Consider the following 12,971-nt stretch of genomic DNA (forward strand, 5'->3'; position numbering starts at 1 on the left):
GCATACTTTTTACCTCCTGTGTTTATATTTGTATGGTAACTTTTATATAACACAGTGAGAGAAAGTATGCCATATTTATTTTTTGGTAGTTTTACCAATTTAGATTTTTATTTTGCATAACTAAAGTTATATAATAGTACATTAATGTTTGTCAAGAAAATATAAACAAATAAGTATATAAAAGTAAAAGTGAAACTATTATTTATAATTCGACATAAAACTATAAGATAGTATTGTGTTATTAATATAATATTGGTATAATACAATAAAATAAGTTTATTTGAATCTTGTTTTGATTGTTATATTTAGATTGTTATAATTGTGGGTTAAATTTTATTTTAAAGTTAAAGAACAACTAATTCATTCATATCTTGATATTTTTTAATAGGAGAAAATGTATATGAAAGAATTTAGTATTAACACAAATGTGTATTTTGGAGAAGGGTCTTTAGATAGACTGAAAGAAATTAATAACAAAAGAGTACTAATTGTATGTGATAAATTTATGAAAACTTCAGGTATGGCTTCCAAAGTGCAACAAAAACTTGTTGACTGTGAAGTAGCTATATATAGTGATATTGTACCTGATCCATCTGTAGAAGTTATTGCAGCTGGTATTCAAAAGTTACAAAGTTGTAATGCTGAAATTATTGTAGCTCTTGGTGGAGGCTCATCAATTGATGGAGCTAAAGCTATAAAAGATTATGCTAAAAAAATTACTGGAGGAACTTCTACTATAGAAGAGTTTTATGCTATACCTACTACAAGCGGTACAGGTTCTGAAGTAACTCAATATGCGGTAATTACAAACAGACAAGAAGGATTAAAGTATGCACTTACAGATGAATCTCTTCTTCCAACAGTTGCTATTCTTGACCCTGAATTAGTAAAATCTGTACCAAAAGCTATAACTGCTGATACAGGAATGGATGTAATAACACATGCTATGGAGGCTTATGTTGCAAAAGATGCTACTGATTTTTCAGATGCTCTTGCAGAAAAAGCTTTTACTTTAGCTTTTAGATTTTTACCACATGCTTATGTTGATGGAAATGATGTAGTGGCAAGAGAAAAACTTCACAATGCATCATGTCTTGCTGGTATGGCTTTTAATGCAGCTGGCCTTGGAATTACTCATAGTTTAGCTCATGCTATAGGAGGAAAATTACATATTTCTCATGGAAGAAGTAATGCAATGATACTTCCTTATGTAGTTGAATATAATGCTGATTTAAATAAACAGGGGTTTTGTGCCGAATACAGCCTAGCAGCTAAGAAATATCAAAGACTTGCCAAATTATTAAAATTACATGCACCCAATGTAAATATTGGTGTTAATAATTTAATTAGAAGTATTGTAGAGCTTCAAAATAAATTGATGATTCCAACAACATTAAAAGAGCAAGGAGCTGATATGGCTCTAGCTGAAGCATCAAGAGAAGAAATTATTAATGCAGCTCTTAAGGATGTATGTACAACAGCAAATCCTAGAGAGACTTCAAGGGAAGAACTATCAAAAATTTTAGATAAAGTTTTTGGATAATTATATAAAATATTGCTTGTAAACCACTCATTACATGGGTGGTTTTTTTGTGCGATTTTTCAGAAAAGTTGAAAAAGTTTGTTTAATAAAATATAATTTAAGTGTAATTTAAATTATAAAAATAGATGAAATTTGAGTGATTTTAAAATATAATTTAAAATATATAAAAAAGGGGGAGACTGATGTGCAAGATGAACTATATTCAATAGGTAAAGTGGGAGAAATATGTAAAATAACCAAGAAAGCTTTGCGGTTTTATGATGAAAAGGACATATTATCTCCTGATAAAGTCTCTGATGAAAGTGGGTATAGGTACTATAGTAAAAGAACTTTATTATCTGTGCCGGTAATAAAATATTATAAACAAAGTGGATTTAAACTTGAAGAAATGAGGTGTTTTTTAAAGGGGACCACCTACGATTTTGTTCATAAAAGTTTTAGAAAAAAAATTGATGAATTAAAAGAACTTGAGAAAGAGATAAATTTAAAAATAAGATCTGTGAAGGATTGGGACGACCTTATAGTTGAAGCTCAGATGGTAATTGAACATAATGCTTGCGATGTGGCTATAAAATATATAGACAATAGAAATTTAGTTTTTTTGGACCAAGATTTTGAATATGATTATATGGATTCTATAATTAATATAGAGTTCACTAATTATATAGAGAGCATAAATAATGCCATAACGGGCCCTGTAATGATATGTTTCCCATGTTTTGAAGACAAAATCAGTGGTAAATGCAATAAAATGAGGATAATGCAGGAGACCATATTAAAATGCAAAGAGGGGGAGTCTACTGAGTTTGGAGGATGGATGGCAGCTTCTTGTTATCACATAGGGAATCATGAAACAATTAATGAAACATATAAAAAAATAAGAGATTGGACACGAAAGCATAATTATATGTGTGCCAATGAATCCTATGAAAGATATGTAACGGATTATTGGACAACTAAAAACTCTGATAATTTTGTAACAGAAATTCTAGTTAAGGTTAGTAGGGAAAAATAATATAATTATGATAAAGAGGAAAACGTTAACCATAGGGTAAGAGTAGGGATGGTGGATAATACTCCATTTGTTAAAAAAATCAATATTTTTATATGAAAATAAAATACATTTATTTCAAAAAACTAAAATCATAGTAATGGTAGTTAAAATGAAAATATGGTTAATGCACTATAATGATGCACTTTTATCTTAATAAACAGTTTATTAAGATAAAAGTGTATTTTTTATTGTAGGACTATAAATTGAAGTTTGAATATTCTAATAAAATATTTTATTGACTCTTCCCCATAGGTAAGGGAATATAATCTAGTTGAGAATAAAATGCCTACAAGATACAAAGTGAAAAGGTGTTCAACAACTTACAAAATAGAATGTCCAAATTATAACAATCTCAAAATATATTAAACATATCTCTTACACCATATAATACATACAGACTGAACCATATATATTATAAATTTTTATTTAATAATATAAATTTAAAAAATATTAATCGCACAAGCGAAAGGAGAATTAATTTATGAGTGAAGTTTCAAAAGCAGTAAACTTAGACGCAATTGCTGCTAAAAAGAAATTATCAAGTAGTTTCTTGAAAAAGGGTATATCCCTAGGTTTATTTTCAGGACTTGCCTATGGATTATATACGGCATTCCTAACTATGGGTATGACTAAAGGAGTTTGGGGCGACTGGTATGGTGCTAATACAGCTGGATTATCAGCATTTGTTGTAGCATATGTGCTTGCAGCTTTAGGTAATGCCATAAACGATACTTGTAGTGCTGTTTGGGCAATTTTGTATTCAATAGTTAAAGGTAAATTTGGAGATTTTCTAAGATGCATTAAGTCAAAACCAGGACGTATTATGATATTAGCAGCCCTTATAGGAGGCCCTATAGCTGGTACTGCTTATGTTATAGCTCTTCAAATGGCTGGTTCAATAGTTGTTCCAATATCAGCTCTTTGTCCTGCTATAGCTGCTATATTAGGTAGAATTTTATACAAACAAGAAGTAAACAAACGTATGGCTTTTGGTATTGCAGTGTGTGTATTTGCTAGTTTCTTAATTGGTAGTACAGGATTATCTGGTAAAGCTTCAACAAGTACTTTTGTTGGTATTTTAATAGCCCTTATTGCTGCTATTGGATGGGGATTTGAAGGTTGTGTAGCTGGATATGGTTCAGCAATGATTGATCCTGAAATTGGAATTTGCATTCGTCAAGTAACATCAGGTATAGCAAACTTATTTATATTAGTTCCAATTTTCGGAATTATGGCTGGTGGAGTTCACATTTCTACTAACCTTGCTATACAAGCATTCACAAGTACTCCTGCAATGGCTTGGTTCGCTGTAAGTGGTTTCTTATCATTTATTACATTTATGACATGGTATGCTGGAAACAGTATGTGCGGAGCTGGACTTGGTACTGCTTGTAACGGTACATACTCATTCTTTGGTCCATTATTCTGCTTATTATTATTAGGTGTGTATGGTGGAATGGATGGATGGTCTTTACCTTCTGTTGCTTGGATCGGAGCTGTAATAATGATGTTTGGTATTCTTACAATATCTATGAATCCACTAGATTTATTCAGAAAAAAGAACGCGGAGGTAGAATAGATGAAGCCACTTAACTATGCGATTTTAAAATATTTTACTACAGTTGATGAAGCTTGTGCAGATGATGTTATAGAAGCATTAAAAGGGAAATATGGAAATTTCAAAGCCTTAAGAAAACATGCTGTAATTAACGCATTAATGACAGCAGAAGCAAATGGTCTTATTGAAGAAACAAGATTTGAACTAGATAAAAATAAAGAGTTAGTAGTTTACTATCATGCACATGAAGAAGGAGCTGCTACAATAAATAAATATATTGATTAATTTTTAACATTACCCATGGGGTAACATTTATACAAAAATAAATGTGGTATATTTATATAAAATCATTATTCTAAACAAATGTTGGAGCTTAGTTTTAATCTAAATGACATAGTTTACAATGAAATTATTTAATGAACTTTATTGTAATAAATATATTGACTTTACCCCAAAGGGTAAGGCGTATAATGGGCATATAATAGCAAATGAAAAATGTATGCAAACATATACATAATGATAAAAAATTATGTAATTAAATAAAAAAATATACTGAGCTAAAATAAGGGAGGAGGAATTAAAAGTGAGATATTATGGAGATGAGGCCTTAGGTCTTGTAGAAACAATTGGATTAGTTCCTGCACTTGAGGCTGCAGATAAAATGCTTAAAGCAGCTAATGTTGAATTGATTTCATATGAAAACATTGGTTCAACACTTGTAACAATTATGGTAAAAGGTGATGTTGGTGCAGTAAGATCTGCTGTAGAAGCAGGTGCTGAAGCAGCAGCTGCTATTGGTAAATTAACAGCACACAATGTTATGCCACGTCCTATTAGAGAAGTTGGAGATATTGTGTCAGTACACGATATCGACTCATAAAAAGAAAGGAATTGGTACATATGTCAAGATATGAAGCTATAGGATTAATTGAAACTTTTGGTCTAGTTTTTGCTTTAGAAGCAGCAGACGCTATGTGCAAATCAGCAGACGTTGAACTAATAGGATATGAAAATGTTGCATCAGGTTATATATCTGTATTAGTTCGTGGTGATGTTGGTGCTTGTAAAACAGCAGTAGATGCTGGTGTTGCAGCAGTTAATGCAATGGAAGGTGGAAACCTTTATAGTTCAATAGTTATACCAAGACCACATCAAGATCTTGAAAAAATAATAAAAAGATATGCTATTGAACCTCCTATAACAGAATAGGAAAATAAAATTTTTTCTAAGAAAAAGGAGAGAGAAAAATGAATATTATAGATAATGATTTACTCTCCATGCAGGAAGCCAGAATTCTTGTTGAAAATGCTCGTGAGGCCCAAAAGCAATTAGCAGCATTCCCACAAGAAAAACTTGATGAGATAGTTGCACGTATGACTGAGGAAGTTGAAAAACATCTGAAGGAACTTGCAAAGATATCTAATGAAGAAACAGAATATGGAAAATGGCAAGATAAATACATTAAAAATCAATTTGTATGCAAATATTTAAAAAATAGACTTAAAGGTATGAAGTGTGTAGGTATTATTAATGAAGATAAAGATAAAAAGACAATGGATGTTGGAGTACCAATGGGTGTTGTTATAGCATTCTGTCCATCCACTAGTCCAGTATCTATAACTATATATAAGGCATTAATTGCAATTAAATCAGGAAATGCAATTGTGTTTTCACCTCATCCAAAAGCTAAAGAAGCCATTTGCAAAACACTTGATATTTTGATTAAAGCTGCAGAAGGTGTAGGACTTCCAGAAGGGGCTCTTGCATATCTACACATAGTAACCAAAAGCGGTTCATTAGAACTTATGAATCATAAGGATACTTCTCTTATAATGAATACAGGGGTTGCAGAAATGCTTGATTCAGCTTACAAATCTGGGAAACCAGTAATTTATGGTGGTAATGGAAATGGCCCAGCCTTCATAGAGCGTACAGCTGATATACCTAAGGCGGCTAAAGATATTATTTATAGCAAGAGCTTTGATTATGGAGTTGTATCTGCAGCAGAACAATCAGTTGTTGTTGATAGCTGTATAGCTGCTGAAGCAAAACAAGAGCTTATAAAAAATGGTGGATACTTTATGACAAAAGAAGAAGCTATAAAGTTGGGAGCAATATTTTTTAATAAAGATGGAAGTCTTGATTTAGAGATTATTGGTGCATCAGCACAATCTTTAGCTAAAAGAGCTGGCTTTAGTATTCCAGAGGATATAAAAGTTCTTATTTCAGAGCAAAAATATGTTTCTAAAGATAACCCTTATTCAAGAGAAAAACTTTGTCCTGTTTTAGCATTTTATATAGAAGAGGATTGGATGCATGCTTGTGAAAAGTGTATAGAATTGTTACTTAGTGAACGATTAGGACATACCCTTATCATACATTCCAAGGACGAAGAAGTTATCAAGCAATTTGCATTAAAGAAACCAGTTGGAAGAATACTTGTTAATACTCCAGGAACTTTTGGAAGTATGGGAGCAACTACAAATTTGTTTCCTTCAATGACTTTAGGTAGCGGGTCTGCAGGTCAAGGAATGACTTCAGATAATGTTTCACCTGAGAATTTGATATATATTCGTAAAGTTGGATATGGAGTCAGAAGTGTAGATGAAATTATTGAAATAGTAAAATCTAAAGATGATTCTGATTGTAGAGTTTCAAATGACAAATCAAATGGAAAAGAAATAGATAACTATAAGTTATTAGAAAGTGTTTTAAAGAAAGTCCTAGCGGACTTAAAATAAAAAAATCATATTTAACATATGAAATACATTAGAGAATGTGGGGGAAAAAATTGGATATTCGTGAATTTTCAAATAAATTTATGGAAGCTACTAAAAATATGTCTGATGAAGAACGTGCTAGTTTAATGAAGATGTTTTCTAGTGTTTCTAATGAAATAACAAAAGAAGAATCAGCTACTTGCACTGTTGCAGGTGACAATAATGGTGAAATTCCAGATGGAATAACAGAACGTTTAGTTAAGTTAAAGGAAACTTACCTAAAACATGTTCCAACAATAACAACTCATAGAGCAAGAGCTATTACTAAAATAGCAAAAGAAAATCCCGGTACTCCTAAATCAGTTTTACGTGGTAAATGTTTTAAACATTGTTGCGAAACTGCACCACTTGTAATTCAAGATAACGAACTTATAGTTGGAGCTCCAAATGGACAACCTCGTGCAGGTGCATTTTCTCCTGATATAGCATGGAGATGGATGGTTGATGAAATTGATACAATAGGAAATCGTCCACAAGATCCATTCTATATATCAGAAGAAGATAAGAAAATTATGCGTGAAGAGTTATTCCCATTCTGGAAAGGTAAATCAGTTGATGAATACTGCGAAGATCAGTATCGTGAAGCTGGAGTATGGGAACTTTCAGGAGAATCTTTTGTTTCTGATTGTTCATACCATGCAGTAAATGGTGGAGGAGACTCTAACCCTGGATATGATGTTATATTAATGCAAAAAGGTATGCTTGATATAAAGAGAGAATCAGAAGAAAAATTAGCTTCACTTAACTATGAAAATCCAGGAGATATAGATAAAATATATTTCTACAAATCATTAATTGACACTGCTGAAGGTGTTATGATATATGCTAAACGTATGTCAGATTATGCTGCGGAATTAGCATCAAAAGAAACTAACCCTAAGCGTAAAGCTGAACTTCAAAAGATTTCTGAAATAAACGCTAGAGTTCCAGCGCATAAACCAAGTACTTATTGGGAAGCAATTCAATCAGTTTGGACTATAGAATCATTACTTGTAGTTGAAGAAAATCAAACAGGTATGTCTATAGGACGTGTTGACCAATACATGTACCCATTCTACAAAGCTGATATTGAATCAGGACGTATGACTGATTTTGAAGCATTTGAATTATCAGGTTGTATGCTTATAAAAATGTCTGAAATGATGTGGATAACAAGCGAAGGTGGTTCTAAATTCTTTGCAGGTTATCAACCATTTGTAAACATGTGCCTAGGCGGGGTTACTAGAGACGGTCGTGATGCTACAAATGAATTGACATACTTATTAATGGATGCAGTTCGTCACGTTAAAATATACCAACCATCTTTAGCTTGTCGTATACACAAAGCATCACCACAAAAATATCTTAAAAAGATAGTTGACGTTATTCGTGCAGGTATGGGATTCCCAGCATGCCATTTTGATGATGTTCATATAAAGATCATGCTTGCAAAAGGTGTTTCTATAGAAGACGCAAGAGATTATTGCTTAATGGGTTGTGTTGAACCTCAAAAATCAGGAAGATTATACCAATGGACTTCTACAGGCTATACACAATGGCCTATATGTATAGAGCTTACTCTTAACCATGGTGTACCATTATGGTATGGTAAGCAAGTATGCCCAGATATGGGAGGATTAAGTCAATACAAAACTTATGAACAATTTGAAGAAGCTGTTAAAGAACAAATCAAATACATCACTAAATGGACAAGCGTTGCTACAGTAATTTCTCAACGTGTTCACAGAGAACTTGCACCAAAACCACTTATGTCTATGATGTATGAAGGTTGTATGGAAAATGGTAAAGGTGTAGAAGCTGGTGGAGCTATGTATAACTTCGGACCTGGAGTTGTATGGAGTGGTCTAGCTACTTATACAGATTCTATGGCAGCTATAAAGAAATTAGTATTTGAAGACAAAAAATATACATTAGAACAAATCAATGAAGCTTTAAAAGCTGATTTTGTTGGATATGAGCAATTAAGAAAAGATTGTTTAGATGCACCTAAGTATGGTAACGATGATGATTATGCAGATTATATTGCTGCTGATTTAATCAACTTTACAGAACATGAACATCGTAAATATAAAACATTATATTCAGTACTTAGCCATGGTACTCTATCAATCTCAAACAACACTCCATTTGGACAATTAACTGGAGCTACAGCAAACGGACGTAAAGCATGGTTACCTTTATCAGATGGTATAAGTCCATCACAAGGATCTGACTATAAAGGACCAACTGCTATAATAAAATCTGTTTCAAAAATGGCTTGTGAAAACATGAATATAGGTATGGTTCACAACTTTAAGTTAATATCTGGTCTTCTTGATACACCAGAAGGTGAACAAGGAATCATTACATTATTACGTAGTGCTTGTGCCCTTCAACTTGGAGAAGTACAATTTAACTACTTAGATAACAAGACTTTAATAGAAGCTCAAAAACACCCAGAGCAATACCGTGACTTAATAGTTCGTGTTGCTGGATACAGTGCATTCTTTGTTGAGTTATGTAAAGATGTTCAAGATGAAATCATAAGTAGAACTATGCTTACACATTTTTAATAAAAATTTCATAGAAAATATATAACTTAAGTCCCTTTAAAATAATTTATATAAAGACTGCAATCTACATGAATTTTTGTAGGTTGCAGCCATACTTAAGATATATATTAAAAACTAAGGCAAATGAAATTGGAGAATAAATAATATGAGTAATGGAAATTTAGGTATAATTGAACGAAAGGCCAGGATTTTTAACATACAAAAATACAACATGTATGACGGAGATGGAGTAAGAACTTTAGTATTTTTTCAAGGATGTCCACTACGCTGCAAATGGTGTGCAAATCCTGAAGGAATGATTAAAAAACCTAGAGTTATGTTTAAAAGTAATTTGTGCATTAATTGTGGGGCTTGTGTACCTGTTTGTCCTGTAGGAATACACAGTATATCTAATGAAACTTTAAAACATGAAGTTAATAGGGAAATTGATTGTATTGGATGCGGTAAGTGCAAGGAAGCTTGTCTTAAATCTGCTATATCAATAGTTGGAGAAACAAAAACTATTTCTGAACTTTTAGAGATAGTAGAAGAAGATAGAACTTTCTACGAAATGTCTGGTGGTGGAGTTACATTAGGCGGTGGAGAAGTTTTGATGCAGCCTGAAGCAGCTTGCAGTTTATTAATGGCATGTAAGCAAGCAGGAATAAATACTGCAATTGAAACTTGTGGTTATACAAAAATGGAAATAATCCTTAAGGTTGCAGAGTTCACAGACTTATTCCTATTTGATATTAAGCATATTGATTCTGACAGACACTTTCAATTAACCGGTGTGAGAAATGAACAGATTTTAGAAAATCTTCAAGAGTTACTTCGTGGTAAATACAATGTAAAGATTCGTATGCCTTTACTTAAAGGAATAAATGAATCTCAAGATGAAATAGAAAGAGTTATGGAGTTCTTAACACCATACAAAGATTACAAAAACTTTAAGGGAATAGATTTACTTCCATATCATAAAATGGGTGTAAATAAATATAACCAATTAGGAATTGAATATCCTATAGAAGGTGACCCAAGTTTGAAAAGTGATGATTTAGATAGAATAGAAGGTTGGATTAAAAAATACGATTTACCTGTAAAAGTAATCCGCCATTAAATAATTTTCAAATAGATAATAAGATAGAAGGTAAGGTTTATGGGAGATTTTTTTGATAAAAATATACAGCGTGTTATACAAGAATCAGTTCCAGGAAAACAGATTACTATAGCTCATGTTATTGCATCGCCAATGCCTGATATATATGAACGTCTTGGAATAGATGAAAAAGGAGCAATAGGTATTTTAACTCTTTCGCCATACGAAACTGCTATTATTGCGGCAGACATTGCCACAAAAGTTGCAGACGTTGAGATTGGATTTCTTGATCGTTTTACAGGATCTGTTGTAATAAGTGGTGATGTTCAAAGTGTTGAAACAGCACTTACTGCAGTCAATGATACGCTAGAGGATATGCTTGGATTTACCAAAGCTCCCATTACAAGAACATGAAAAAAAAGCGCATAATGGTGATTGGTCCTTCAAGATGTGGCAAAACTACATTAGTTAATGCGTTAAACAATTATGATGGTCCATTAAGGCGAACACCAGATATGATTTATGGCAAAAATACCATTGATGTTCCAGGCTCATATATAGAAAATGCATGGATGTACAAACATATAATTGCAGCAGCTCAGGATGCATCACATGTGCTTATATTGGTTGACCAATCTAATTGCACTGAAATATACTCCCATGGATTTGCAAAATCTTTTAGATGCCCGGTTATTGGAGTTATAACAAAATGTGATTTGGTACCTGAAAATGAAGAAAAATCCTTAAAACAATTAAAGAGCATAGCAGTATCAGAACCATATTTTCATATTAGCTTTGAAATGGGAACAGGAATTGATGCTTTAAAGAAGTATTTATTTGAAAAAAAGGTGAGGAGTAAAGGTCAATGATGAAATTTATTACCGAAGAGTATTTAAGAGATCTATACAGAAAAGAACCTTTTGATACCTACCAGTTACAAGATGGACAACGCCTTACCCCTGGAGCAGCTCAGTATTTATCTGATAAAAAAATAAAAATGAATAATGATGCTTCCAAAGCAAAAAAGAATGTTTCTAAAAATATCCAGGCAGAAACAGTAAAAGAAGCAACAAGCAGCAATTTAAATAGTAATTCAAATTTGAATTCAAATAGAAAGCTGGCTTGTAAATTAAAATCTATGGAGGCACTATTTCTTGTTACTAGTAGTGAAATATTAAAGGAAGACATTATTTTAGCACAAAATATTATAAGTTTGGGCAGAAAAATATCAAATATCAGAAATGTTGTGGATGGTAAAGGAATCCTTGAGCAAATTTACTTAAAAGAATGTACCAAAATGAACTCATTAAATTTCACAACTGAACTTGATGATTGTTTTGAAATAACAGAATTTCATATGCAGCTGAAAAAAAGTAATGCGATTTTAAAAATGCACACACTTCGTTGTGAGCTAAGAGAATTACAGTTTGAAATAATTGAACTGTATAACAGTGATGATGAGAGTTTGAAAAACAAAATTATGAGCAATGTTAACGCAATAATTAATTCATTGTCTCAATTAATTTGTTTAGCAGTAGGAGGAAAAGAATGTCAGAGGGAAATTTAACTTTTGAATATTGTGATAAAATGGTTCAAAAGTTTGAAGAAGTTATAGAAAAACCAATTGTTAACGGATCTTCTGTTTATTACACCGGAGTAGATTTAGGAACTGCTTGTGTAGTGGTAGCTGTATTAGATGAAAATTATGAACCAGTCGCTGGGGCATACAGATATGCAGATGTAGTTCGTGACGGTATGGTTGTTGATTATATTGGAGCAGTAAGAATTGTTAGAGAACTGAAAGAAGAAATTGAGGAAAAACTTAATACAGAACTTGTTTATGCAGCTGCTGCAATCCCACCTGGAACAGATGATTTAGATTCTGGAGCAATTAAAAACGTAGTACAAGCGGCAGGATTTGAATTAACATGTCTTTTAGATGAACCTACTGCTGCAAATGCTCTACTTAAAATTGAAAATGGAGCTGTTGTAGACATTGGTGGTGGAACAACTGGAATATCTGTTTTAAAAAACGGAAAAGTTGTTTATGTTGTTGATGAACCTACAGGTGGTACTCATTTTTCATTAGTTATTTCAGGTGCATATGGAATGCCTTTTGATAAGGCAGATAAATTTAAAAGAGATAACAAAAATCACAAAGAAATTTTACCAGTACTAAAACCAGTAGTGGAAAAAGTATCATCAATTATTAATAATAATATTAAAAATTATGATGTTGATGAAATTTCTCTAGTAGGTGGTACTTGTTGCTTAACAGGAATTGAAGAAATTATCCAAAAACAAACAAAAGTTTATACTCATAAACCAAATAATCCTATGTTTGTTACACCACTTGGAATAGCGCTAAGTTGTACACAAGATATTATAGAAGAATAAGGGGAGTGT

13 protein-coding genes are annotated in these 12,971 nt (G+C 32.2%); all 13 read left to right on the forward strand.

From position 1 onward, the window contains the following. Positions 1-400 precede the first annotated feature (400 nt). The 13 genes from NGI68_RS15445 to eutJ all read left to right on the forward strand — a co-directional run bounded on the left by NGI68_RS15445 (position 401) and on the right by eutJ (position 12,962). The gene (locus NGI68_RS15445; protein WP_251862339.1) at positions 401-1,543 is read left to right on the forward strand and encodes a 1-propanol dehydrogenase PduQ; all 1,143 of its coding nucleotides are present in this window, start codon (positions 401-403) and stop codon (positions 1,541-1,543) included. Between the two features lie 184 nt (positions 1,544-1,727). Next, positions 1,728-2,558, forward strand: coding sequence for a MerR family transcriptional regulator (locus NGI68_RS15450; protein WP_251862340.1), 831 nt, complete (start codon positions 1,728-1,730; stop codon positions 2,556-2,558). Positions 2,559-3,078: 520 nt separating this feature from the next. Continuing rightward, complete coding sequence (locus NGI68_RS15455; RefSeq protein ID WP_251862341.1) at positions 3,079-4,176, forward strand: DMT family transporter; 1,098 nt, start codon at positions 3,079-3,081, stop codon at positions 4,174-4,176. Further along, positions 4,177-4,440: a hypothetical protein gene (locus NGI68_RS15460; protein ID WP_251862342.1), complete on the forward strand. Its 264-nt coding sequence runs from the start codon at positions 4,177-4,179 to the stop codon at positions 4,438-4,440. A 298-nt stretch (positions 4,441-4,738) separates the two neighbouring features. Further along, positions 4,739-5,035 (forward strand): BMC domain-containing protein, encoded by a 297-nt coding sequence (locus NGI68_RS15465; protein ID WP_251862343.1) that lies wholly within the window; start codon positions 4,739-4,741, stop codon positions 5,033-5,035. 20 nt (positions 5,036-5,055) lie between these two features. Beyond that, entirely contained in the window at positions 5,056-5,364 is a 309-nt protein-coding gene (locus tag NGI68_RS15470; protein WP_251862344.1) for a BMC domain-containing protein, read from the forward strand. A 38-nt stretch (positions 5,365-5,402) separates the two neighbouring features. Next, a complete protein-coding gene (locus tag NGI68_RS15475; RefSeq protein WP_251862345.1) occupies positions 5,403-6,896 on the forward strand; it encodes an aldehyde dehydrogenase family protein in 1,494 nt (497 codons plus the stop codon). A 50-nt stretch (positions 6,897-6,946) separates the two neighbouring features. Next, a complete protein-coding gene (gene cutC / locus NGI68_RS15480; RefSeq protein ID WP_251862346.1) occupies positions 6,947-9,487 on the forward strand; it encodes a choline trimethylamine-lyase in 2,541 nt (846 codons plus the stop codon). 145 nt (positions 9,488-9,632) lie between these two features. After that, the gene (gene cutD / locus NGI68_RS15485) at positions 9,633-10,586 is read left to right on the forward strand and encodes a choline TMA-lyase-activating enzyme (RefSeq protein WP_251862347.1); all 954 of its coding nucleotides are present in this window, start codon (positions 9,633-9,635) and stop codon (positions 10,584-10,586) included. A gap of 39 nt (positions 10,587-10,625) precedes the next feature. Then, the gene (locus NGI68_RS15490) at positions 10,626-10,979 is read left to right on the forward strand and encodes a BMC domain-containing protein (RefSeq protein ID WP_251862348.1); all 354 of its coding nucleotides are present in this window, start codon (positions 10,626-10,628) and stop codon (positions 10,977-10,979) included. Beyond that, entirely contained in the window at positions 10,976-11,434 is a 459-nt protein-coding gene (locus NGI68_RS15495) for a EutP/PduV family microcompartment system protein (protein WP_251862349.1), read from the forward strand. Before NGI68_RS15490 ends, NGI68_RS15495 begins: the two co-directional genes overlap by 4 nt. Beyond that, a complete protein-coding gene (locus NGI68_RS15500) occupies positions 11,431-12,132 on the forward strand; it encodes a cobalamin adenosyltransferase (RefSeq protein WP_251862350.1) in 702 nt (233 codons plus the stop codon). Before NGI68_RS15495 ends, NGI68_RS15500 begins: the two co-directional genes overlap by 4 nt. Beyond that, positions 12,114-12,962, forward strand: a complete 849-nt coding sequence (gene eutJ / locus NGI68_RS15505) for an ethanolamine utilization protein EutJ (protein WP_251862351.1) — start codon at positions 12,114-12,116, stop codon at positions 12,960-12,962. The genes NGI68_RS15500 and eutJ overlap by 19 nt, the downstream gene beginning before the upstream one ends. Positions 12,963-12,971 lie beyond the last annotated feature (9 nt).

The sequence above is a fragment of the Clostridium sp. Marseille-Q2269 genome (genome assembly GCF_943736985.1).
Lineage (GTDB): Bacteria > Bacillota > Clostridia > Clostridiales > Clostridiaceae > Clostridium_F.

Coding starts and splice junctions, on each gene's coding strand:
- NGI68_RS15445 (WP_251862339.1), top strand. CDS start 401: ATGAAAGAATTTAGTATTAACACAAATGTGTATTTTGGAGAAGGGTCT.
- NGI68_RS15455 (WP_251862341.1), top strand. CDS start 3,079: ATGAGTGAAGTTTCAAAAGCAGTAAACTTAGACGCAATTGCTGCTAAA.
- NGI68_RS15460 (WP_251862342.1), top strand. CDS start 4,177: ATGAAGCCACTTAACTATGCGATTTTAAAATATTTTACTACAGTTGAT.
- NGI68_RS15470 (WP_251862344.1), top strand. CDS start 5,056: ATGTCAAGATATGAAGCTATAGGATTAATTGAAACTTTTGGTCTAGTT.
- NGI68_RS15475 (WP_251862345.1), top strand. CDS start 5,403: ATGAATATTATAGATAATGATTTACTCTCCATGCAGGAAGCCAGAATT.
- cutD (WP_251862347.1), top strand. CDS start 9,633: ATGAGTAATGGAAATTTAGGTATAATTGAACGAAAGGCCAGGATTTTT.
- NGI68_RS15490 (WP_251862348.1), top strand. CDS start 10,626: ATGGGAGATTTTTTTGATAAAAATATACAGCGTGTTATACAAGAATCA.
- NGI68_RS15495 (WP_251862349.1), top strand. CDS start 10,976: ATGAAAAAAAAGCGCATAATGGTGATTGGTCCTTCAAGATGTGGCAAA.
- NGI68_RS15500 (WP_251862350.1), top strand. CDS start 11,431: ATGATGAAATTTATTACCGAAGAGTATTTAAGAGATCTATACAGAAAA.
- eutJ (WP_251862351.1), top strand. CDS start 12,114: ATGTCAGAGGGAAATTTAACTTTTGAATATTGTGATAAAATGGTTCAA.